The 20,576-nt window shown below is 42.9% G+C and carries 31 protein-coding genes; 28 read left to right on the top strand and 3 right to left on the bottom strand.

What is annotated here, in order from left to right; genetic code table 11:
* Nucleotides 1-38 precede the first annotated feature (38 nt).
* The 13 genes from SALPA_RS28030 (at nucleotide 39) to SALPA_RS27980 (ending at nucleotide 6,841) form a co-directional block, all read left to right on the top strand.
* Complete coding sequence (locus tag SALPA_RS28030) at nucleotides 39-758, top strand: hypothetical protein (protein WP_145101693.1); 720 nt, start codon at nucleotides 39-41, stop codon at nucleotides 756-758.
* Between the two features lie 230 nt (nucleotides 759-988).
* Complete coding sequence (locus SALPA_RS28025) at nucleotides 989-1,246, top strand: hypothetical protein (RefSeq protein ID WP_145101692.1); 258 nt, start codon at nucleotides 989-991, stop codon at nucleotides 1,244-1,246.
* Nucleotides 1,237-1,458, top strand: coding sequence for a hypothetical protein (locus SALPA_RS28020; RefSeq protein WP_222428150.1), 222 nt, complete (start codon nucleotides 1,237-1,239; stop codon nucleotides 1,456-1,458). The genes SALPA_RS28025 and SALPA_RS28020 overlap by 10 nt, the downstream gene beginning before the upstream one ends.
* Nucleotides 1,448-1,720 carry a hypothetical protein gene (locus SALPA_RS28015; RefSeq protein WP_145101690.1) on the top strand — a complete coding sequence of 91 codons (273 nt, stop codon included), beginning with the start codon at nucleotides 1,448-1,450 and terminating at the stop codon, nucleotides 1,718-1,720. The genes SALPA_RS28020 and SALPA_RS28015 overlap by 11 nt, the downstream gene beginning before the upstream one ends.
* Nucleotides 1,717-2,112, top strand: a complete 396-nt coding sequence (locus tag SALPA_RS28010; protein ID WP_145101689.1) for a single-stranded DNA-binding protein — start codon at nucleotides 1,717-1,719, stop codon at nucleotides 2,110-2,112. The genes SALPA_RS28015 and SALPA_RS28010 overlap by 4 nt, the downstream gene beginning before the upstream one ends.
* Nucleotides 2,113-2,211: 99 nt before the next feature.
* A complete protein-coding gene (locus SALPA_RS28005) occupies nucleotides 2,212-2,976 on the top strand; it encodes a DNA cytosine methyltransferase (RefSeq protein WP_145101687.1) in 765 nt (254 codons plus the stop codon).
* A complete protein-coding gene (locus tag SALPA_RS28000; protein ID WP_145101685.1) occupies nucleotides 2,969-3,511 on the top strand; it encodes a hypothetical protein in 543 nt (180 codons plus the stop codon). Before SALPA_RS28005 ends, SALPA_RS28000 begins: the two co-directional genes overlap by 8 nt.
* Entirely contained in the window at nucleotides 3,508-4,263 is a 756-nt protein-coding gene (locus SALPA_RS27995) for a ParA family protein (RefSeq protein ID WP_145101683.1), read from the top strand. Before SALPA_RS28000 ends, SALPA_RS27995 begins: the two co-directional genes overlap by 4 nt.
* Nucleotides 4,264-4,300: 37 nt before the next feature.
* Entirely contained in the window at nucleotides 4,301-5,266 is a 966-nt protein-coding gene (locus SALPA_RS27990) for a ParB/RepB/Spo0J family partition protein (RefSeq protein WP_145101681.1), read from the top strand.
* Entirely contained in the window at nucleotides 5,267-5,440 is a 174-nt protein-coding gene (locus SALPA_RS29365) for a hypothetical protein (RefSeq protein WP_186451267.1), read from the top strand.
* A 2-nt stretch (nucleotides 5,441-5,442) separates the two neighbouring features.
* Nucleotides 5,443-5,637 (top strand): hypothetical protein, encoded by a 195-nt coding sequence (locus SALPA_RS30660; RefSeq protein WP_222428149.1) that lies wholly within the window; start codon nucleotides 5,443-5,445, stop codon nucleotides 5,635-5,637.
* Nucleotides 5,638-5,726: 89 nt separating this feature from the next.
* The gene (locus tag SALPA_RS27985) at nucleotides 5,727-6,332 is read left to right on the top strand and encodes a hypothetical protein (protein ID WP_145101680.1); all 606 of its coding nucleotides are present in this window, start codon (nucleotides 5,727-5,729) and stop codon (nucleotides 6,330-6,332) included.
* A 14-nt stretch (nucleotides 6,333-6,346) separates the two neighbouring features.
* On the top strand, nucleotides 6,347-6,841 hold the full coding sequence (locus tag SALPA_RS27980) for a DUF1492 domain-containing protein (RefSeq protein ID WP_145101678.1): 495 nt from the start codon (nucleotides 6,347-6,349) through the stop codon (nucleotides 6,839-6,841).
* A gap of 83 nt (nucleotides 6,842-6,924) precedes the next feature.
* Here SALPA_RS27980 and SALPA_RS27975 read toward each other — a convergent pair whose 3' ends face one another.
* Both SALPA_RS27975 and SALPA_RS27970 read right to left on the bottom strand, forming a co-directional pair.
* Entirely contained in the window at nucleotides 6,925-7,353 is a 429-nt protein-coding gene (locus SALPA_RS27975) for a type II toxin-antitoxin system HicB family antitoxin (RefSeq protein ID WP_222428148.1), read from the bottom strand.
* A 28-nt stretch (nucleotides 7,354-7,381) separates the two neighbouring features.
* Nucleotides 7,382-7,576, bottom strand: coding sequence for a type II toxin-antitoxin system HicA family toxin (locus SALPA_RS27970; RefSeq protein ID WP_370516726.1), 195 nt, complete (start codon nucleotides 7,574-7,576; stop codon nucleotides 7,382-7,384).
* A 103-nt stretch (nucleotides 7,577-7,679) separates the two neighbouring features.
* Here SALPA_RS27970 and SALPA_RS27965 point away from each other — a divergent pair, with 103 nt between their 5' ends.
* The 14 genes from SALPA_RS27965 (at nucleotide 7,680) to SALPA_RS27900 (ending at nucleotide 16,780) form a co-directional block, all read left to right on the top strand.
* Complete coding sequence (locus tag SALPA_RS27965) at nucleotides 7,680-7,985, top strand: hypothetical protein (protein ID WP_145101674.1); 306 nt, start codon at nucleotides 7,680-7,682, stop codon at nucleotides 7,983-7,985.
* A 4-nt stretch (nucleotides 7,986-7,989) separates the two neighbouring features.
* Nucleotides 7,990-8,277 (top strand): HNH endonuclease, encoded by a 288-nt coding sequence (locus SALPA_RS33360; RefSeq protein WP_145101672.1) that lies wholly within the window; start codon nucleotides 7,990-7,992, stop codon nucleotides 8,275-8,277.
* Nucleotides 8,278-8,385: 108 nt separating this feature from the next.
* Entirely contained in the window at nucleotides 8,386-8,709 is a 324-nt protein-coding gene (locus tag SALPA_RS27955) for a P27 family phage terminase small subunit (protein ID WP_145101671.1), read from the top strand.
* Nucleotides 8,710-8,734: 25 nt separating this feature from the next.
* Nucleotides 8,735-10,354, top strand: coding sequence for a terminase large subunit domain-containing protein (locus SALPA_RS27950; RefSeq protein ID WP_145102330.1), 1,620 nt, complete (start codon nucleotides 8,735-8,737; stop codon nucleotides 10,352-10,354).
* 22 nt (nucleotides 10,355-10,376) lie between these two features.
* Entirely contained in the window at nucleotides 10,377-11,537 is a 1,161-nt protein-coding gene (locus SALPA_RS27945) for a phage portal protein (RefSeq protein ID WP_145101669.1), read from the top strand.
* Nucleotides 11,534-12,331, top strand: a complete 798-nt coding sequence (locus tag SALPA_RS27940) for a head maturation protease, ClpP-related (RefSeq protein WP_222428147.1) — start codon at nucleotides 11,534-11,536, stop codon at nucleotides 12,329-12,331. Before SALPA_RS27945 ends, SALPA_RS27940 begins: the two co-directional genes overlap by 4 nt.
* A 28-nt stretch (nucleotides 12,332-12,359) precedes the next feature.
* Nucleotides 12,360-13,820: a phage major capsid protein gene (locus SALPA_RS27935; RefSeq protein ID WP_145101667.1), complete on the top strand. Its 1,461-nt coding sequence runs from the start codon at nucleotides 12,360-12,362 to the stop codon at nucleotides 13,818-13,820.
* A 7-nt stretch (nucleotides 13,821-13,827) separates the two neighbouring features.
* Nucleotides 13,828-14,103: a head-tail connector protein gene (locus SALPA_RS27930; RefSeq protein WP_145101665.1), complete on the top strand. Its 276-nt coding sequence runs from the start codon at nucleotides 13,828-13,830 to the stop codon at nucleotides 14,101-14,103.
* Nucleotides 14,087-14,437 carry a head-tail adaptor protein gene (locus SALPA_RS27925; RefSeq protein ID WP_145101663.1) on the top strand — a complete coding sequence of 117 codons (351 nt, stop codon included), beginning with the start codon at nucleotides 14,087-14,089 and terminating at the stop codon, nucleotides 14,435-14,437. The genes SALPA_RS27930 and SALPA_RS27925 overlap by 17 nt, the downstream gene beginning before the upstream one ends.
* Entirely contained in the window at nucleotides 14,434-14,901 is a 468-nt protein-coding gene (locus SALPA_RS27920) for an HK97 gp10 family phage protein (protein ID WP_145101661.1), read from the top strand. The genes SALPA_RS27925 and SALPA_RS27920 overlap by 4 nt, the downstream gene beginning before the upstream one ends.
* A complete protein-coding gene (locus tag SALPA_RS27915; protein WP_145101660.1) occupies nucleotides 14,898-15,311 on the top strand; it encodes a DUF3168 domain-containing protein in 414 nt (137 codons plus the stop codon). The genes SALPA_RS27920 and SALPA_RS27915 overlap by 4 nt, the downstream gene beginning before the upstream one ends.
* The gene (locus SALPA_RS27910) at nucleotides 15,298-16,029 is read left to right on the top strand and encodes a phage tail tube protein (RefSeq protein ID WP_145101658.1); all 732 of its coding nucleotides are present in this window, start codon (nucleotides 15,298-15,300) and stop codon (nucleotides 16,027-16,029) included. The genes SALPA_RS27915 and SALPA_RS27910 overlap by 14 nt, the downstream gene beginning before the upstream one ends.
* 44 nt (nucleotides 16,030-16,073) lie before the next feature.
* A complete protein-coding gene (locus SALPA_RS27905) occupies nucleotides 16,074-16,460 on the top strand; it encodes a hypothetical protein (protein ID WP_145101656.1) in 387 nt (128 codons plus the stop codon).
* 110 nt (nucleotides 16,461-16,570) lie between these two features.
* A complete protein-coding gene (locus SALPA_RS27900) occupies nucleotides 16,571-16,780 on the top strand; it encodes a hypothetical protein (protein ID WP_145101654.1) in 210 nt (69 codons plus the stop codon).
* Nucleotides 16,781-16,799: 19 nt separating this feature from the next.
* Here the strand turns inward: SALPA_RS27900 and SALPA_RS27895 are convergent, their stop codons facing one another.
* Nucleotides 16,800-17,546 (bottom strand): hypothetical protein, encoded by a 747-nt coding sequence (locus SALPA_RS27895; protein WP_145101653.1) that lies wholly within the window; start codon nucleotides 17,544-17,546, stop codon nucleotides 16,800-16,802.
* 68 nt (nucleotides 17,547-17,614) lie between these two features.
* On the opposite strand from SALPA_RS27895, the gene SALPA_RS27890 reads away from it, so the two are divergent.
* Nucleotides 17,615-20,575 carry a tape measure protein gene (locus SALPA_RS27890; protein WP_145101651.1) on the top strand — a complete coding sequence of 987 codons (2,961 nt, stop codon included), beginning with the start codon at nucleotides 17,615-17,617 and terminating at the stop codon, nucleotides 20,573-20,575.
* The last annotated feature ends 1 nt before the right edge of the window (nucleotide 20,576 follow it).

The raw sequence follows: 20,576 nt of genomic DNA, 5'->3' as shown, positions 1-20,576 counted from the left end.
CGGATAGAAATTATAGTTAGTAATGGGAGAAAATTACAATGTCATACAAGAGGATAACAACTAAGGCAGGTAATGTTACAGACGTGGTAGTCTGCCATGATGCAAAACATAATTCACCAAAGAGACCAAGAAGCAAAAACCGGAAAAAGACCACAGAAACCCAAAAGAAACACAATGACCGCAGATCAAGGAAAAGCCTATACCTCCTAATATGTGCCAACTACAAAGCAGACGACCTATACCTGACACTGACCTACGGTGGGGAAGCCCCGCCCCCGGAAAAAGCCAAAGAGCATATTGACAAATTTCTTCGCGCCCTTCGCCGCCTGCACCACAAACACGGAGTGCCGCTAAAATACATAATCACTACAGAAATGAACCGGATACACCACCACATGCTAATAAACAACATTGGACTTAGCATTACGCAGATAAAAAAACTGTGGGATAAACATGGATTTTCTAAGATTCAGCTTTTCGGCGGGGAACCGGAAGACTGCAAACGCCTTGCCAACTATATGGAAAAAGACCTGAAAAAGCAACCAAAGAACCACAAACGGAATTGGAACTGCAGCCAAAACCTCATTCACCCCAAGCCAATAAAAATCATAGTTCCGGCCAGCACCTGGCGCGAACCGATAAAACCGCCTAAAGGATACTACCTAGATAAAGACAGCGTTATGCGCGGAGAAACCGAAGCGGGCTACCCATACCTGCATTATCAACTCATAAAATTACTGGAAGAAGACAGTACATGAAATGCCTACCAGGTAAAGCAAGTCGGACATATTGCCTGAAATGTAATAGCCCAGGGCGGGTAGTCGGCTATAGTAACCCAATGGTTAACATGGAATGTAAGGTTTGTGGAGCAACATGGCGAACAATATCCGCGATTTGCGAATGTTGCCATATGCCGAGCGGAACCCCGTATTATACGGATTGCAAATATTGCGTAGGTAAAAAGAAACATACAAAGGAGAGTTGATTCATGAAACAACAAATTATCCTGAACAGTTTCATTACAGCCGACTTAAATCAAGTCACCATGCCAATGATCACAGTCTACAAGAATCCGAGCGACTTCCCCGGCAAGTTTGTAGCCAGGTTATTCCGGCTGCAGAAGCCAACCATCATAGCCGTAGTAAAAGACACGTTGCCAGAAATACGAATGACGATACCACGGCACATGGTAAGACTACCGAGGCACCAAGCGGATGACCCCACGATTTTAGAAACTTGGATATAAATGAGTTGGGCGGGATGGAACGAGATAATCAATACACCAAATTAGGAATGGCAGTTTTTAAAGTATTTCAAAAATCCGAAAACCAGGGTGCAGATTGTCCCATACCGGGACATGTAGAAGATTGTGAGGATTGCCCGTTTTCATTGGCTTGCGACATGGTAATAGAGATAGAGCGGCAACAGGGCGGGGAGGAAAACAACAATGATAAGTAAACCATACCCAACGAAAGGAACGGCCAAGAGCGCCGCTAAAGTCTGCGCACAAGAGAACGGAATCAAGAAATTTCTACTTATGCTTGACTTGGACAAGCGCCAATATCATTTTTCCGATCAGGAGCTCAAGGATTCAAAGCTAATCGTATTTGCCAGATATGCACTCATAAAAGATAAATGGCGTGATAAAACGCCGCTAGGGAAAGTAATATGCGGCGGGAACGTAACCGAAACAAAGCGCACATGGGGAGAAGCGCCATGAACAAAGTTATATTAGTGGGCCGCTTGGCTCAAGATCCAGAAGTCCGTTATACTGCCAGCGGTAAAGCGGTAGCATCCTTTAACCTGGCAGTTAACCGCTTCAGCAGCGGTCAGGGACAAAACAATGCAGATTTTATTCCGATTGTGGCCTGGGAAAAATTAGCCGAAACCTGCGGCAACAACATTAGCAAAGGGCAGCGGATACTGGTAGAAGGCCGTTTACAAATACGTTCCTATGAAGCCAATGACGGCCATAAGCGCCGCGTAGCCGAAGTAGTAGCACAGTCAATTGAATTTTTAGAGCGGAAGCAATCTACCGGCAATAAAGAAGCTGACGCCGTATTAGACAGCATGGGAAAAGATATATACCCGGATGAAGAAATACCCTTCTGAAAGGAAACAGCGACCGGCGGGGCGTCGGTAAACCCCGGCGTCCCAAAGCGCCGGAAACGGGCCATAGAAAAAGCCCGTAAGCTATCAAAGGAGTAAAACATGCTTAACATGCTATCTCTTTGCAGTGGTATAGGCGGCATAGACCTTGCTGCTGGATGGGCGGGAATAAAAACAGTCGCCTTTTGCGAAAAAGACCTATATTGCCAAAGAGTGCTTAAAAAGCATTGGCCGGATACCCCGATATTTGACGATATCAAAACTTTAAACAAGGGGGGGTTAGAACGTGCAGGAATCAGCAGAATTGACATTGTGGCCACAGGATATCCTTGCCAGCCATACAGTCTTATCGGGGAGCGCCGAGGCGAGGAAGATGACCGCGCACTCTGGCCATATGTGTTTGATCGGATATCCGAAATCAGGCCCCGTTGGTTTATTGGTGAAAATGTTGCTGGTCATGTATCCATGGGACTCGACGATGTGTTATCTGACTTGGAGAGCGTCAACTACACCACACAACCGATTGTTATACCGGCTGCAAGTGTCGGAGCAAATGACGAACGATACAGATTGTTCGTTGTGGCCAACCTTGATTGCGCGGGATTGGAAAGCGGGAGCAAAACCATCACGCACACAAAAAATGCAGGAAAATTCATCCCGGGGAGTGGATTTACCGTCATTCCTCCGGCTATTACACCCCGAAATGAGTGGAAACATAAACCCTTGCTGGGCCGAGGAATACATGGGATTCCCAACAGGATGGACAGAATTAGAACCCTCGGAAACGCAGTGAAACCTCAACAGATTTACCCCATATTAGCTGCAATAGCGGAAATAGAAAGGAAGGAATTGCTGAATAATGATTGATTTTACAGATGTATCTCCAATTTTCCGGTGGAGTGCCTACGACTCTACAGTTGCTGAAAACATGATAAGGCTCGAAGGAACACCTGAAGCAATCAAATATTTTTCAGAGGTATGCGAAAAACTGACCAACTATGCCTACTGGTTTTTCCTCTCAACGCTTTGGGTTAACTACAGCGGACGTTCGGATATCGAGCTATGGAAACGACTATTTTCTTCAGAAAGAGGCCAAAAATTACGGTCTATCATGAAACCATCAGAGTTAGCGGAATATGACCGGTTACCATATTTTATAACCGCTTACCGTGCTCATAGGCCGGAAGAAACAGATTGGATTGCCTACACTCTTGATCTAAATATCGCGTGTAGATTTGCAAGGGAGCGCGAAGTAAATCGAATATCTGAATACTCCATTAAGAAGAGGGACGTACTGGCGTTATTTCTTCGGCGGGGTGAAAAGGAAATACTGGTGCTTGACAAGAGTAAGACAAAGCATATAAGGGATATTGAGATTGTATTTAGGAGTGAGAAACCATGAAAATCATATCCATAATCAACCTAAAGGGCGGGGTAGCCAAGACAATAACCACAATCAACATAGGCCATATATTGGCTACAAAATGCGGCCAAAGGGTATTATTCATCGACAACGACAAACAGGGAAATACTTCAAAATTTCTAGGATTGCATAACGATAATGATCCTAGCCTTGCTGACTTATTAACAGAAACCGTAACCGCCAGCACGGCAATACGGAAAACGGAATATCCGGGGTTAGACATTATCCCGGCAAACATGCACCTTCTGAAAGCTAACCTAAAAATCATGTTAGATGAAACCAGAGAACAGCAAACCATCCTAAAAAACGCCTTACAACAAGTCGCGTCAGAATACGACTATTGTATAATCGACAATGCCCCTGATATCAACATGAGCGTCATAAATGGCCTAGTTGCAGCCGATGAAGTCATAATTCCCCTAAAAATAGACCAATTCGGCTTTGATGGTCTTAAAGAGATAGCAGAACAAATAGACCAAATCAAAGAATTTAACCCCGGCATAAATTTCAGGGGATGCCTCATAACCCAGTACGCCAACAATGATGTAAATTCCCAAGGAGAAGCCCATTTAAGGGAGCAAACCAAGTATCCCATATTCAAAACTCATATACGCCGAACGGATAAGGTAGATGAAAGCACCTTTGCCAGGAGACCAATAATCGAATACTCTCCAAGGTGTAACGCGGCCAAAGACTATCTTAGTTTCGTCAAGGAATACCTAGGAGAATAAAAAATGTGTTCAATTTGAACACAAAAGGGGCGGGATAATGCCGAAATTTAGTCTTAATGACCTGCTTAACTCTACTTCAAAAGCCGAACCAACACCAGCAGATAACTTTAAAATTGAGTTAATCAGCGTCCATAAACTTATACCATCAGCCGACAACTTTTATAGCTTAGAAGACGTTGCAGACTTAAAAGACTCTATTGAAATGCTGGGCATACAGCAAAACCTAACCGTGAAACCCATTACCGGCAGTGACACATACAAAGTAATAGCCGGACACAGGCGAAGGCTTGCCAGCCTTAAATTGGTGGAAGAAGGTAAAAGTCAGTTCGAGCATATCCCCTGCCGGGTCGAAACCAACATTGACGATATCAAGGAACGAATATTGCTCATTTATACCAACTCAACAACCAGGCAATTAAGCGACTGGGAAAAAGTAACTCAACTGGACCAACTGAAAGAACTGCTCAAAGAGTACAAGAAAACTCATGAGCTGCCGGGGCGGGTAAGGGAGCTATTAGCAGAAACACTAAACGTGTCAGTAAGCCAGGTCGCCAGGATTGAAAGCATTAACGACAACTTGACAGAGGAATTCAAAGAAGAGCTAAAGCATGACAATATTAACTTTTCAACAGCTGCCGAACTATCCCGGCTATCGGTGGTAGACCAAAAAGCCGTCTATGAGCAGCACAAGGAAACCGGTCAAACAAACCTAAAGACTGTCAGGCAGAAAAAAGCTGAAACTGTACACCGGGAGGAGCAACCAGCGCCAGCGCCGGAACCGACACCGGAACCGCCAAAAATCAGACTTACCGAGCTACAAGAGCTATTAAACAGTTTAGTACGCATTCGAGCGCAATATAACTGCCTAATGGATATACCGGCAGGTGAACGAGCATTAAAAGCCTTAGAAACATTAAACGCCCTAATTTATGATGATATTGAATCAATTAAGGCCAGTGTACTGGGTGAGCCGCTATTTGCCGAGAATGGGGGCGGGGTATAAATGAAAACCATAGAAAACTGCCGTGTAATTCGGCGTGGTAAATGGTTAGGAGTCGGAGCGCCAAAAACCGAACTGCCGGACAAATGCGAAGGATATTGCACCCATGAGAGCGACGAACCTTACGAACAATGCAAACGATGCAGATATATGCGGAATTGGGAGAGTGAAAAATAGAAATGAGCTTTTCAAAACAATTAGCCCGACTGCGTGAGGCGGCAGCTAACCGGCAAGAAGGTGTAAGACAAGATAAAGCCTATGTGGACAGAAAGGACCTACAGGAACTGATTTATCACTTTGACCGCATCGACACCGAAATAAGGACTTTGCTCCCTAGAAACGGATCAAAGAATATCAAAAGTTTCGGCAGATAGGAAACCGGATCATTGATAAATTTATAGCTAAGGAATCCAGTAATGAAAGAACATAGGACGGGATAAAACGCTTAACGGGGTGAAAGAATATGAACCAATTATTTGTGCTGATACCGTGTTTTATTATCATTTTGGCGTTAATGGCTACAGTAGCATGGTTATTGGACAAGGTAAATTGTATGGCAGATGATAGAGAAGACAAACGGGCGGGGCAAGCTGCTGGCGGAGTAGTTAAAGGCGAGAAGACAATTAACTTAGAACATTGGCTTGTCATGCCGGGCCGCCAACAAGGAAAAACGTTACCGTTTATGAATGTTGTAACTAAATTTGAAAATTATAAGGCAAAGGATGGTCAAAGGGTAAGGTGTGGATATTGCGGTCAAATATTTATCTCCATTGGCGATACAAAAGAATATGAACATGATTTAAATAAATGCGAACAATCCATGGTACATATTACCTGTAGAGCAAATATTAATCATGCGAATAATGGAAATACAGAGGTAATTAGTAATGCTTATCATAAATGGCTACACAATAGACCATTTAACCTAGAAGGTATTAAAAAAGCAGCGCAAAAATTAAAAGACGTGACCACAAATAAACTAACCAAGCGTAAAAAGTTCAGATGGAAAAATTACTATCGCGCTAAGAAACTTTGTCGTAGCGGTCAACAGATATCAATAGGGAGATAATAGGGGGAGTAGAAATGAACCAGCAAGAGAAAAAAGCAGTAATACAATACCTATATTCAATTAAGCGCACTGAGTTAGCAATCACAAATCTTGAACGGGCTATCGAAGATTTAGAAACGCGCCGCGAATCGCCACCGGTTTGGATGCACAACCTTGATTCGGTCAGCGTTACGGGCGGGATGGAAAGTTCTAAGCAGGAAGCATGGGTTCAATTTATCGAAGCATATCCAGAGAGAAAATCTTTTCTGAAAGATCAACTACAACAAAAACAAAATAAAATTCAGCAGTATAATGAAATCATTACAGCATTATCAAGAGAAGGTAATTGGGGAAGCTTGGCGGCGCAAATAATCAGACATAGATACATACAAAGAATATCGCCAGATAAGGCTATATATACCCTGTTCTTATTTTGCAGCGAGAGTACGTTTTACAAGACACATCGACAAGCACTTAAATATTTTAATGATGTGCTACCAAAAATAAAAAATACAGTTTTGATACAGTAAATTCAGCAAAAAACGTGATATAGTGAGAAATGAGAAAAGCCGCTCCAATACGGGGCGGCTTTTATATAGAGAGAAAGCAGCCACTAAGGCTGCTTTTTAAATGGTTTATTGGCATGTAACCCAAGATGCTCTTTTAATGCAGATTGCAGGATTTTAGAAAAGTTAACATTCTGCTTTTCGGCAATATCGTTAAGATAACGGGGAATAGTTAAAGTTTTTTTGACAGCACGATTATCAAGCTCAGCCCTAATGGGAAGCATCCATACTTCGATTAAGCCGATTACTTCGCCTTCTTCCAACTCAATGCTATCGATAGAGGAAGGTGCAGGGATATCGTCGCCGTCGCGCTCCATTCCCCAAAGGTGAAGCCCTAAAGCTTCCTTAGCCATTTCGTGAGCGTGTTGCAGGTTATCGCCAATAGATATACAACCAGGAAGATCAGGAAAAGAAACTCCGTATTTGCCTTGTACTGACTTCTCGAAGATTGCGGGATAAATATAAGTGTCACGCATAATATAAACCTCCTTGCAAGCAGGGCTATTAAATTAGCCCTGCTTGTTTTAGTATAGATTTTTCTGTTTTAGGCGTTAAGTCATCGTTTGTACCATGTATCGGTATAGTGACTTTGCCTTGTTTTACAGGGTGCTTGAATTGCCGATGCGAACCCTTCTGTTCTATTTCATACCATCCATCTTTCATTATTAGTTTTAGTATATCTCTAACTTTCATCGGCATTACATATCCCCTCCTGATGTTTATATTATAACACACGTATAAAATACGTGTCAATGAAAATATGTATAAAACACGTATTTATTTTTAAGGAGACATTATTATAATGCTGCCAAAACGTAAGAAAGTACGGATAACCGGTAAGAAACTTTCTAAACTCAATGACGATATCCACGGAAGAGACGACAGTAAATGCATAATCAAAGGTTGTGGCCGGTATGTAGACCCAAGAGAAAAGTTTCATCATGAACCACAAGGAAACGACAAAGAAGATCGCATTGAACATGGAGTTACACTTTGCTTGAAACATCATACAGAGCGGCACAGTGGAACGAATGGTGCAGACATAAGAGAACAATGCGAAGAATACCTATCTGGCCTTTATCCTAAGTATTGGGAAAGATTTATGTAATAATGTGACACTAGAACAAATCAGACAGTTTTACCGCTCTGCTGTATGGCTGCACAAAAGGACAGAGATATTAAAACGTGACAATAACGAATGCCAAAAATGTAAAAGCCGAGGAAGATTTTCAATAGCTGAATGCGTTCACCATATAAAGCATTTAAAGAATAGACAAGACTTGGCATTAGAGGACAGTAATCTAATTAGCCTTTGCAACTCATGCCACAATGAGGAACACCCGGAAAAATTACATTCGAAACAAATAAAGAAAAAATTCGTTAATAACGAACGTTGGTAATACCCCCCCGGTCAGAAAAACGGCTTTTCCTGCCTAAACCCCGGACCGGGGAGGGGACAGGACAAAAGATATTTTTTCAAATTCTCGCGTGAGGGGGGAGGGGGGTAAATGGCAAGGAAAGTAAAAAAAATCGATATTGAAAATGACCTCATGGAACAACTGGAAAGAAATGGAGTTTACGGCAACCAGTATACAGATTTGGTCAATGACTACATGGCCTTGTGGCAAATAAAAAATAAACTCATAGCGGATATCCGTAAACGGGGCGTTATGGTTGCCTGGAATAACGGCCCTAACCAGGGAGGATATAAAAAGAATGAGTCCATAGGAGAACTAAACAAAACCAATGCGCAAATGTTAAAAATCCTGAATGACCTTGGTCTTAGGGCAACTGAACTAAAAGCGCCTGGCGACGACGATGAGGAAATGTAACTATCACCCTTACATTGATTCGTACATGGATAATATTCGCGGCGGTAAAATTACAGCCGGAAAGGATATTATCAAGGCATTAGACTACATCGAATTTAAACTTGCCCCGCCAGCCGATGTACTGATTGCCACAGAGAAGATAGACAAAGCCGTTGAGCTAATCGAGCGGTATTTTGAAATGAAGCTCCTGGATTGGGAGCTTCTTGCCATTGCCCTTATCCATTGTTATTACAGGTCAAATGATACGGTAGTATTTGACGAAATATTGATTGTCATGGGGCGGGGCAATGGGAAAAATGGTTTTGTGTCCCCGGTGATATGGTACTTAACCACGCATTACCATGGCGTGCGGGGCTATAATATTGACATTATAGCCAATAATGAAGATCAGGCAAAAACGTCTTTTAACGATGTTTACGAAGTATTAGACCGAACGTGGACAAAGTCAAAAAAATTCTTCTACAAATCCAAAGAAGAAATTATCAATCTAAAAACACAGTCTTATATCAGGTACAACACATCAAACGCCAGAACCAAGGACGGCAAACGTTCCGGCTGCCTGGTATTCGACGAAATACACGAATATGAAAACTATAATACCATTAAAGTGTTTACATCTGGATTTGGGAAGCGAAAACATTCGAGGATTTTCAAGATCACCACTAACGGCTATGTACGGGGCGGGGTGCTTGATCAGGAACTAAAAATAGCCGAGGATGTTTTGAACGGCGAAATAAAAGACATGGGACTACTGCCGCTCATATATAGGATTGACAAAAAAGAGGAAGCCAAAAACCCGGACATGTGGCCGAAAGCCTGCCCGTCCTTGCCTTATTTCCCGGAGCTAAAAAAGGAAATGGACAAGGAATTTATAAAAATGAAATACCAACCGGAAATAGCTATTGAATTTATGACAAAGCGCATGAATTTTCCAGCAGAGGATATATATGCTGCCGTGGCCGAATGGGAAAAAATCAAAGCAGCCGCTAGCTCGGACAGACCAATCCCATACGACGAATTAGAGGGATTAGACTGTATTGGCTGGCTAGATTATGCGAGTATTCGTGACTTTGCCAGTGTGGGACTGTTGTTTAAACACAAGGGCAAGCGAATTGGCATAGAACATTCATTTGTTTGTCATAAAGCTCTGCAGATCGAAAGCCGACCAATTAAATTCCCCGTCCAGGTTGCTGAGGAAAAAAAGCTAATAACCATAATCAAAGGCGATTCAATAACCGCCGATCATATCGCCGACTGGTTTTTAGAGCAGGCAGAAAAATACAATATAATCAACATTGCTTGCGACGATTACCGGGCCAAACTGGTGGAAAAGAAATTCACGGAAGTAGGGCTGCCGCTTAAAGTTGTTCGCAGCGGGCCGATTACCCATGCCAAGGTTGCACCGCTCATTGAATCTATATTTTCTGAGGAAACAGTTATATTCGGCGATAATATGACAATGCGGTGGTACATCAATAACACGTGCCAGGAAATGGACAAAAAAGGAAATGTGACCTATAAAAAAATTGAGCCGAAAACCCGTAAGACTGACGGATTTTTCGGCTTTATTCATGCCCTAGTGCTTGATTCTGAATTAGTAGAAATCAGCGAGGATTTTAACACAATGGAAGTGAGGACGTACTAATGTTTTTTGTAGGGGGTTGGGTATGGCTGTATGGGATTGGTTTTTAAGCCTATTTGACAGAAATACCAATACGTTAAAGCTAGACACCCAGGTAGGGCTATTGACAGCGGAAGTATATTTTAAAAAATTAGCTATCCAGTCATGCATTAACCTGATTGCCAATACCGTGGCCCGTGGTGAGTTTTTAACGTATTTAAAGGGGGAGGAAGTGAGGAAGGACAACTATTATCTGCTTAATGTGGAACCGAATCAAAACAAATCCGCCTCAAAATTTTGGCGGAACGTTATTAGTAAATTGGTACTAGATAATGAATGTCTGGTTATCGAGCAGAGCGGAAAATTTTATGTAGCAGACAGTTTTCAGCCAAAGGAATTTGCATTTCTTGAAAACATCTACACCGACATAGTTATTGGCGATTTAAAATTGAATAGGCCATATAAAGAATCAGAAGTATTCCGCTTTGAACTCCATAACGAAGAAATAAGGCCGGTAGTTGAAGGGCTTTATATTTCTTACGCCAAACTAATCGCGGCCAGCCAGGATAACTATAAAAAAAGCCGGGCCAAACGCGGAACACTGGAGCTTGAATCAACTTACCCGCAAACGCAAAAAGCACAAGAAGACCTGACAAATCTCCTTGATATTCGTTTTAAACGATTCTTTGAAGCGGAAGGAAACGCCGTCATCCCATTAGCCAAGGGGATGAAATATAACGAATTAAACAGTAAAACGGCTACAGGAAGCAGTAGTACGGAAAGCCGTGATATACGTGCTCTTGTTGACGATGTTTTTGACTTTACAGCTATTGCCTTTCAGGTACCGCCGCCATTACTGAAGGGGAACGTGGCGGATTCTGACAAAGCTATGAGTAATTTCCTGACATTTTGCATAAACCCAATGGGTGAACTAATCACCGATGAAATTAACCGCAAATATTACGGCAAAGCGGCGTACCTTGAAAAAACATACACCAGGTTAGATGTTTCCCGCGTGAAAGCCGTTGATATTAAAGAAATTGCCAACTCTCTAGACATACTGGAACGCATTGGGGCATTCTGCGTCGATGACAGCCTTAAAGTTTTAGGCATGGAACCGCTAAACACCGAATGGAGCCGCGCCCGCTGGATGACCAAGAACTATGAACCAATTGAAACAAGATTAAAAGGGGGTGAAAAACAGTGAAACAAGAAAAACGCACATGGGAATTAAAACAGTCGGCACAGCCGGATTCACTGGATATGTATATCTATGGGGATATTCAAGCGGATTATATAGACTGGTGGAACTGGGAACTTGTCGAAAGCGAAACCTCTGCCGAGTATTTCAGGAGAGAATTGGCTAAATATCCAGATGTTAAGCAAATTAATATCTACGCGAATAGCTTTGGCGGGTCAGCCTATGAGGCTTATGCTATCAGAAACCAATTAAAACGACACAGTGCGCATAAGACGGGATATGTCGATGGCTTTGCATGTTCAGCGGCGTCATTTATCCTTACTGCTTGCGATGAAGTTTTTATGTACTCAAACACAATGCAAATGATACACGATATACGTCTTTATGTATTTGGAAACTCACGGGAACTGCGCAAGGCGGCTGATGACAACGACATGAGAATGGAGGGTAATCGACAGGCATATCTTGAAAAATCAAGCGGAAAAATAACCGAAGAAAAATTAAAAGAACTAATGGAGGCGGAAACGTGGCTAACAGCCAAGCAATGCCTTGAATATGGATTGTGCGACAAGATTTTAGAACAGGAAGCCGACTTAACGACGGCAAAACAAATGCTGCAAGCCGTTAATAAAACATTAGAGCAACAATTGAGTTATCACCGGGCGCTTACGGCACAATTCCGCGAAATGAGCCAACAAAGCAAACCGGCAGTGCATCCCGCGCCGGAACCACCGCCCAAACTGGAAGAAAAACATCAACAAAATAACCCAAAAAAATTATTAGCGGCATTATTCCGCTGATTTTTTTATTAATAAAGGAGTGAAGCATGTGAAAAACTTGGATTTAATCCAGCAAAAGAAAGCAGAAATCATGGTCAAAATGAATCAGGCCATAAAAGACGGCAACGAGGAAGATTTTTCCCAGGCGTTTACCGATTACACCGACATGCTGCAAGAAGCGGTAATGTCGGAGGCTAAAGGGCTTGTCCAGTCTTCCGACAATACCATTCTTGCCGGGCGTGGCGTAAGGGTTTTGACTTCACAGGAAACTAACTTTTATGAAAAACTCATCACCGGCATGAAAACGGGGAACATTCAACAGTCCCTTACGGAATTTGATGTTGTTCTCCCTAAAACCGTTATTGATTCGGTATTTGAAGACATAACCGAGGCACACCCCTTGTTAGATGCCATTAATTTTATGCCTACCGGCCCATTGGTTGAAATCTTGGTCAGTGTTCAGGATGGTCGGCACTTAGCGACATGGGACACCTTGACCGCCGCTATCGCAACCGAATTGACAGCAGGATTTAGTAAAATTGACTTGTCGCAAAAGAAATTATCCGCGTTTATCCCGATTGGCAAAGCAATGCTGGATTTAGGACCGGCGTGGCTTGATCGGTATATCCGTACAATCCTATCAGAAGCAATCGCCAACGGCCTTGAAAAAGGCATTATTAATGGAACCGGCGTAAATCAGCCTTGCGGTATGCGGCGGGACCCGAATTCGGCACTGCATCCCACAAACGGCTATGAATTACTGGTAGCCGTGCCGTTTTCCTCATTTACCCCGGAAAATTACGGTGGCATTCTGGCAAGTTTGGCCGTCGCGCCTACTGGGTTATACCGCACGATCAGCGAAGTTTTGCTAATAGTCAACCCGGTTGACTATTTTACCAAGGTTATGCCTGCATCTGTTTTCCAGAGGCAAGATGGCAGTTATGTGACCAACATCTTCCCATTTCCCACCAGAGTAATACAATCAGTATGGGTTCCGGCAAATGAGGCCATTATCGGCCTTGGAAAACGGTATTTTATGGCGCTTGGAACTGGCAAGGGCGGTAAAATAGAGTATTCGGATGAATACCGTTTCCTTGAAGATGAAAGGGTATATTTGACCAAGTTATACGGAAATGGTAAGCCGCTTGACAGCACCTCTTTCAAACGCCTTAATATCACGAACTTAAAGCCGGTTTACCCGATTATGCGCACTAAGCCTTTTGTTGATGCTACTTTGGCCGGGTTGAAGGTCGCTAACGGTGCTGTTGAGATAAGCCCGGCGTTTAATAGTGCAATCCATTACTACACGGCTGAAACTGGAAACGCTACTGACTTGGTAACTGCAACGGTTAAAGATGGAGAAGCAACCATCACGGCGACATTAAACGGTACGGCGGAAGACCTAGCAAACGCCTTGACATGGGTAGAAGGGCAGAACGTGGTTGTCATTACCGTAACCAAGGACACGGAAATGGAAGCATACGTATTGGCTGTAACCCATACCGCGTAGGTGCATAATGCTACTGGATGAAATAAAAGACTATCTTAGAATAACCGGCAATGACGAAGATACCATATTAGAAAACACAATATTGCGCGGCAGAACGCATTTGGAAGGATTGACAGGTACAACCCTTGACTTTGAAAGTGAAGGGCTTGCCAAGTCACTCCTTTTTGATTATTGCCGCTATGCCTATAATAACGCATCCGAGTACTTTGAAGAAAATTTTGCCGGTGCAATATTAAGACTGCAACTGCAAAGCGCGGTGATGGAACTTGAAAACCAAAATTGAGGCCGCAAAAGACCTTGCCGGGGTTAAAAACAAAAAAATAATTATACAGCGGGAAGCAATCGAGGAAGAATTAGAGGATGGCCGGGGAGGGCGCGAAACAGAGTGGATCACAGTGGCTACAGTGTGGGCCAGATTCCGTAAGCCGCGCCCTACGGTAAAAGAGGAAGCAGGAAACCTCGTCGGCAACATTCTGCAGGAATTTGAAATATGGCGGCGGCAAGACGTGGAACGCGGCTGGCGGGTGCTATGGGGTGAGCATATATTCAGTGTGGAGAACACCTATAGTTTTGATACAGAAAACATGATCTTGATTTGTCGGGAAGTGGTGCGTTGAGAGGTTTTTATGTCAATTATAAAGTGCCGGAACTGCAGGAAGCTATCAAAAGCATAAGTGCTTACGATAGAAAAACGGCGGCGGGTATTGAGCATGTAGTATATAATTCCACCAAAACAATATGTGCCGGGGCAAAGAAACTTGTCTCGGTAGAATCTGGAGACTTAAAAAAGCACATTTCTTTCCGGTTCAACAAACTAAGCATAACCGGCACTATCGCGGCCAAGAGGCCCCATGCTCACTTAGTAGAGTTTGGGGCCTCTGCTGCTACAGAAGTACCAAAAAGAAAAAAGGCCCTGACTGTCAGCGGCAAAACACTGGGGCCGCTCATGCCGGGGCAGACTCATTTCGCCGCCAAGGCCAACATTCCGAAACGCCGCGCCAAACCATACATGGAACCGCCTTATAAGGATGAAGCCCCCAAAATGGTCAACGAATTAAAGAAGGTGATTAAAAAACCATGAGGCGCAGAGTCCCTATTAATCCATTGCAGACTGCCATATATAACCTATTAAAAGAAAAGCAGACCACGCCTGTATATGACAAGCTGCCAAAGAAACAATCATTCCCGTATATCCTTATCAGTGACTATGAATACACACTAAGCGGCGCGAAAGATACTGATATCTGCGACATAACATTTGAACTTGAGATATGGACGGATTACCAGGGTAAGACAGAAGTTAATGAAATTGTAGAGGATATTACCTATGTTCTGACGGCGGGTAAGATTGATTTGTCAGCGAGTGGATATAAGCTAATTGAAAAAGATGCTAAAAGCGGCAAGGGTGCCAGGCAAGACGCTTTATTTTACGGGATTGTAAACTTTAACGCAAAAACTCAAAATATGGGAGGTCAGCATGAAAAAGTATAAATTAAATATCTTTGAACTACAAAAATTCGCTGTTGTAGGCATGGAGCAGGAATTACCAGAAGAACCGAACGCAAGCATAGCTACTGCCGGTAAGGACTATTTGATGTATGTCAATATAGGGACTGCGTTTGTCCCTGATTGGTTGCTGGTGGGCGGACAGCGCGGCGCATCCTTGAGCCAGTCAGCTGATGAAATTTCAACGGGACATAAAACGTCTGGCGGGTTTAAAGAAACAATGCCGGGTTTGCTTTCCTGGTCAATAAGTCTTGATGGGTTACTATTGCTTAAGAATGAAGGCGTAGCGGTACTCAGGCAAGCGTTCTATCAAAGAAAGAAAATCAACATAAAGTTACGGTATCCTGATGATAGCTATCAGGTAGGGTGGGCTGCTATTACTGCCTTTGACAGTGACACGCCGCACGATGGAGAAGCGACCTTAAAAGGAACGCTAAGCGGTAGTGGGCCAATATCTAATCTTTCAGAGGTTGTTTCAAAAACTGCTGCCGATGATATAGCAATTTACTTTGATGCCAAAGCAAAAGTGAAAACCCTAAAGGATGCGTCTGGGGCGGTCCTGGCTGCAAACTATACCACAGACTACGGATACATTATTATCAAAGGTGACTATCTTGAAACCCTGACAGTTGGAGAACACCTATTTTATGCCAGCCTTACAACCGGGGGAGATATTCCCTGCGTGACAGTAATTGCCGCCTAACCAAAAACATTAAAATAAGAGAAGTAAAAGGAGAGAGCAAAAACATGAAAAACAGCATACCTTTTGAGTTATTTGATAAAAATCAATACCTATATTTTGATATTCAAAGGCTGTCAGAACTAGAAAGAGTAACAGGAAAATCAATTATCAATATCGCCAACCTGGAAGTTGGTGTAAACTTTTGCCTACTTGGGCTACAAATCGGGCTAAAACATCACCATCACAAGGCGACATTGGAATTTTATGCCGAAAAGATCGAAAAATATCTGGAAGAAGGCGGCAGTATTAATGAAATCGGTATATTGATTGCCAAGGCTATTGCCGCCACAGGAATTTACGGTAAGGATGCTAAAAAAAGAGCATTAGCCAAGGATGAAACTGAGGAAATTCAGGATAAAGAAGAAAAAAACGAGAAACAGGAAACAGAGTAACTGTTTCCTGTTTTACTGAATGGGTAGAGTGGGCCGAATCTATTGCCTACGGCCCGCTAAACCTAAAACCATGGCAGTTTGAACGATTACAGCCGCATGAATTTATAGCAATGCTCGACGGGTATGAATGGCGGCGGGAGCAGGACAGAACCACAACGGCTTATTTTGTCAGCCGTCTAATTAATGTATGGATAAAAAATCCAATCTCAGCCAAGGATCTGCTAGAACCGCTCAATCATCCTGAAACAAAGCGGAATGACCGCAAGAAAGATGAAGAATATCTAAGAAAAAAATTTAAGAAGGTATTAAGAAATAAATAAAGAGGCTTTTGCGGCCTCTTTATTTTCCTGATAAGAGTAATACTCTTTCCTCATTATTAAACTTCAATTTGTCGGCAATTTGAATTAATTCATCAGTGGAAAAAAACTTACTCAGTCTTAAGATTTCATTCTTATGATCTTCAGCAAACTCCTTATAATATTTCTGGTCTAATTCCTCTGAAGTAGGAGAAGGGAAACGAGTATAACCTTTATGTGCCTGATTTGATTTGTAAGAGGACATTTCTGGATGCACTTTTTCTTTATTGTGACGATACATGGAAATTTCTATTTCTAACTCTTGAACTAATTCTAACTTCCTCTTAGCGTCATATTGTTCCGAGTATTTTTGATTACTAAAATTACGACTGTATTCAGCATTCGCTTTTTGCGTTTCGGGAGTATAGCTTTCAACTACTGCATTGTACACAAAATTTAAATCCATATCGTGCATTGTCTCTTTGTTATAGCCGTTAAGTATTTTTTCAACTAAAAACGATTCTTTCAATGATTCAGAAAAGAGAACCCTGTAAAGTTGATTCTCGGTGATCAGATGGGCCTCGTAATAATGGCTATACTCAGGGAAAACACTGATAGATTTTTCATCCTGAAACACGGTAAAGGTGTTAGTTGATGCCACCGTGTTTTTTGTGATGCTTTCCGTTCGCAAATATACCGGGTGGCCTTGATAATCGCCACAGTAAACATCAGCCGCAAAGGCTGGTATTGAAAAAATAAGCAGCCAAAACATTAGAACTATCTTTTTCACATAATCAGCTCCTTTCCTGTTATTATAACCCATCATTTTACAAAAATAAACAATCTTTAAGAAGGGGGGTGAGTAAAATAGCGACAGTTGCGGAACTTCTGGTGAAAATAGGCGCGGATAGTTCCGGTTTAAAGCGGGAAATAGCGGCTTCGCAGCGGCAATTAAAAAGAGCATTTGGCCCGGAATCATTAGAATTATCATCAAATGCGGCGGGGCTGCTGGGTGGGCTAGTAACCGGCATGACTGCTGCCGGTGTTGCCAGTGTGGCGTTATCAGGAAAAATGAACGCCAGCAATAAGGCGTTTGAAACCCTAATAAAAGATGGCACAAACGTCCAGCAGTTTTTAAGCGAATTGACCCAATTTGCCGCTGACACGCCTTTTGAACTAAAAGGTTTACAGGATTCCAGCAAGAAGCTATTGGCCTTTAAATTTGTCGCCCAAGACATTATTCCTATTATGAATGTCTTGGGCGACACTGCTGCCATGTTGGGCAGCGGACAAGAAGGCATTGACAGTATGCAGCGCTCAATTGGACAAATGCAAGCCAAAGGCAAGATACAGGCGGAGGAAGTCATGCAGCTTGCTGAGGCCGGTGTAAATGCCTGGCAGTACCTGGCTGACAGTATGGATATGTCCATTGCCAACGTGATGAAGAAAGTTACAGACGGCGAAGTGGATGCTCAAAGCGGCATAAACGCTATACTATTGGGCATGCAAAAAGATTTCAAAGGTGGCATGGAAGCGCAAGCCAAAGAGATTCCAGGACTATTCTCTACCATAAAAGATAACGTGGAAATGGTCATGAAAAATCTAGGGGACAAGCTAAATGATACCCTAGGAATCAAAGAAAAAATGCAGGACACAGCCAACTATCTCAGCGAATTTTCCTCAAAAGTACAAAGCGCAGGTGTTAAAGCCGCATTATTGGACATGGTGCCACCGGAAGTATTGGCAGGGATTGCGGCGTTATCAACTGCGATTATGTTTGTGGCAGTACCGGCCTTGTATTCCTTGGCAGCTAGCGCGTGGGCAGCCGTATCACCATTTTTGCCGTTGATCGCAGCAGGCGTCGCTTTCGGCATAGTAGCCTATGAAATCTGGAAAAACTGGGAACCGCTTACACAGATATTTTCAGCCTGGGGAGATAGTATTGCCGATAGTGTTGCATTAGCTTGGGAACGAATCAAGCAGCGATCTTATGAAGGCGTAACGGCGGTTTTACGTATTGCCAAAACATTGGTAGATTTTTTTGGCGGCGACAGTTTATCTGGTACTATGGCGGACTGGATATCTACTTTCAGTACCAAAGCTGTTAATTCCGCTACCACAGCCCGCAATCTGGCCGCGAATAATAACGGCGCGGCGGCCAAAAGAGTAAGTGACGCTTGGGGAAAAATCAATATCGGACTAAACTACAGCAAAATAGAAGCCGGATTGCGCTCTATCAAAGAAGTGGCGGGCGGGACAGACCGGACATTCAAAGGGTTGTCAAATTCGGCGGCCAGCGTGGGCGATTCCAGCGCCAAAGCGGCCAAGGAAGCGGAAAAAGAATGGGAAAAATTAAAAACTAAGGCGGAAGAAGTTCATAGGTCAATAAGGCAAGAGTGGATTAGCACCACTAAGACCCAAACGGAACAAGTAGACATAGGGTATAGTGACACGTTGGAAAAACTCAAAGAATCAGCGGCGGCTAACGAAACCTATCAAAAAGATTTAGACATGCTGGAAGAAACCTACAGCAGAAAGCGTATTAAGGCCGCTTACGACAAACAAAAAGAAGTTAACGACATAAGAGATTCCGCCTATAACCATGCGAGAGAATTGCAGGAAAAAATTGATAAGCTAGGATTGTCTAAAAAAGTTAATTCTGACTTTGGTGTTGAAGCTTCGCCGGTAGCATTAGAAAAATCAAATATTAATAATGATGCCAAGAAGCAAAACACAGAAACAGAAAACTGGTATAGAGATTTAACAGAAAAATACAATGCCGCAACCCAAGAACAACAAAAAAATTATAGAAAAGCATGGGAAGATAATGGGATAATTTTTGAAATTACGGCCAATGGCATGGTAAATTTTCAAAAACAAAAAAATAAAGAAATTCAAATTATTGAACAAGAAAAATTATCAAAACTAAAAGCCCTAAATTTTGACTATGCCAAATGGAAAGAAGACATTGAATCTGCTCAAAATGCCGGGAACTTTGAAAAAATGAAGCAGCTTATTGAAAGCGAGCAGTCATTATTTAATCAAGACTTAATAGGCCGCAAAGCCATGTTTGAAGCTTATTACGATGCCTGGCAGGACTCCCACCGTTCCAGCATGTCCATAATGGCTGGCGCTACCAATCAATTTCGCTCCGGCATGGAAGGCATATTCAAGGATATGATTGTCAACCTTGACACGATTGGCAATAAGTGGGTATCTTTTCGCGACATGGTTGTCAATATCATTGCGGATATTTACGCTAAACAAATGGCGGCGAACCTGACAACTAGTCTACTAAGCTGGTTGCCGGGAATAAAAAGCAGTTCAGGCAGTTCAAGCAACTATTCCTTTTCCGGAATAAGCGTACAAACCCCAATTACTACCCACTTAGCCACAGGTGGCCTACTAACCGGCCCAGGGACAGGCACTTCAGACAGTATATTATTATGGGGTTCAAACAAGGAATATATGCTGAACGCGGCGGCAACAGAAGCAATTGGCATAGACAACCTGAACTATATGAATGAAACCGGCAAGATACCGGCCTATGCCAGCGGTGGATTAGTAACAGGCCCATCACTATCCAGTCTCAGCAACCGATACGACAGCGCCGGTGTAAGCCAGGCAGGCGGAGGCCGGGCAGGTGGCGTACAAATCATAATCAACAACCACGGTAATGACAAGGTAACAGCCACTGACGGCGGACTGCTGGAAGGAATACGGCAAATTATTGTTGAGATTGCGCCGGATGCGGTACTAAATAAAACCGCTAGTAGCCCGGCGTATGCAAGAAATATGAGCGCAGCTTTGGGGGTGTAAC

It is taken from the genome of Sporomusa sp. KB1 (assembly GCF_007830295.1).
Lineage (GTDB): Bacteria > Bacillota > Negativicutes > Sporomusales > Sporomusaceae > Sporomusa.
This window is presented reverse-complemented; position numbering and strand designations above follow the sequence as displayed.

Coding starts and splice junctions, on each gene's coding strand:
- SALPA_RS27980 (WP_145101678.1), top strand. CDS start 6,347: ATGAACCAGCAAGAGAAAAAAGCAGTAATACAATACCTATATTCAATT.
- SALPA_RS27900 (WP_145101654.1), top strand. CDS start 16,571: ATGCTCGACGGGTATGAATGGCGGCGGGAGCAGGACAGAACCACAACG.
- SALPA_RS27930 (WP_145101665.1), top strand. CDS start 13,828: ATGCTACTGGATGAAATAAAAGACTATCTTAGAATAACCGGCAATGAC.
- SALPA_RS27965 (WP_145101674.1), top strand. CDS start 7,680: ATGCTGCCAAAACGTAAGAAAGTACGGATAACCGGTAAGAAACTTTCT.
- SALPA_RS27975 (WP_222428148.1), bottom strand. CDS start 7,353: ATGCGTGACACTTATATTTATCCCGCAATCTTCGAGAAGTCAGTACAA.
- SALPA_RS28015 (WP_145101690.1), top strand. CDS start 1,448: ATGATAAGTAAACCATACCCAACGAAAGGAACGGCCAAGAGCGCCGCT.
- SALPA_RS27945 (WP_145101669.1), top strand. CDS start 10,377: ATGGCTGTATGGGATTGGTTTTTAAGCCTATTTGACAGAAATACCAAT.
- SALPA_RS27955 (WP_145101671.1), top strand. CDS start 8,386: ATGGCAAGGAAAGTAAAAAAAATCGATATTGAAAATGACCTCATGGAA.
- SALPA_RS27995 (WP_145101683.1), top strand. CDS start 3,508: ATGAAAATCATATCCATAATCAACCTAAAGGGCGGGGTAGCCAAGACA.
- SALPA_RS27950 (WP_145102330.1), top strand. CDS start 8,735: ATGGATAATATTCGCGGCGGTAAAATTACAGCCGGAAAGGATATTATC.
- SALPA_RS29365 (WP_186451267.1), top strand. CDS start 5,267: ATGAAAACCATAGAAAACTGCCGTGTAATTCGGCGTGGTAAATGGTTA.
- SALPA_RS27990 (WP_145101681.1), top strand. CDS start 4,301: ATGCCGAAATTTAGTCTTAATGACCTGCTTAACTCTACTTCAAAAGCC.
- SALPA_RS27970 (WP_370516726.1), bottom strand. CDS start 7,576: ATGCCGATGAAAGTTAGAGATATACTAAAACTAATAATGAAAGATGGA.
- SALPA_RS27915 (WP_145101660.1), top strand. CDS start 14,898: ATGAGGCGCAGAGTCCCTATTAATCCATTGCAGACTGCCATATATAAC.
- SALPA_RS27905 (WP_145101656.1), top strand. CDS start 16,074: ATGAAAAACAGCATACCTTTTGAGTTATTTGATAAAAATCAATACCTA.
- SALPA_RS30660 (WP_222428149.1), top strand. CDS start 5,443: ATGAGCTTTTCAAAACAATTAGCCCGACTGCGTGAGGCGGCAGCTAAC.
- SALPA_RS28005 (WP_145101687.1), top strand. CDS start 2,212: ATGCTTAACATGCTATCTCTTTGCAGTGGTATAGGCGGCATAGACCTT.
- SALPA_RS27985 (WP_145101680.1), top strand. CDS start 5,727: ATGAACCAATTATTTGTGCTGATACCGTGTTTTATTATCATTTTGGCG.
- SALPA_RS28000 (WP_145101685.1), top strand. CDS start 2,969: ATGATTGATTTTACAGATGTATCTCCAATTTTCCGGTGGAGTGCCTAC.
- SALPA_RS28010 (WP_145101689.1), top strand. CDS start 1,717: ATGAACAAAGTTATATTAGTGGGCCGCTTGGCTCAAGATCCAGAAGTC.
- SALPA_RS27910 (WP_145101658.1), top strand. CDS start 15,298: ATGAAAAAGTATAAATTAAATATCTTTGAACTACAAAAATTCGCTGTT.
- SALPA_RS28030 (WP_145101693.1), top strand. CDS start 39: ATGTCATACAAGAGGATAACAACTAAGGCAGGTAATGTTACAGACGTG.
- SALPA_RS28025 (WP_145101692.1), top strand. CDS start 989: ATGAAACAACAAATTATCCTGAACAGTTTCATTACAGCCGACTTAAAT.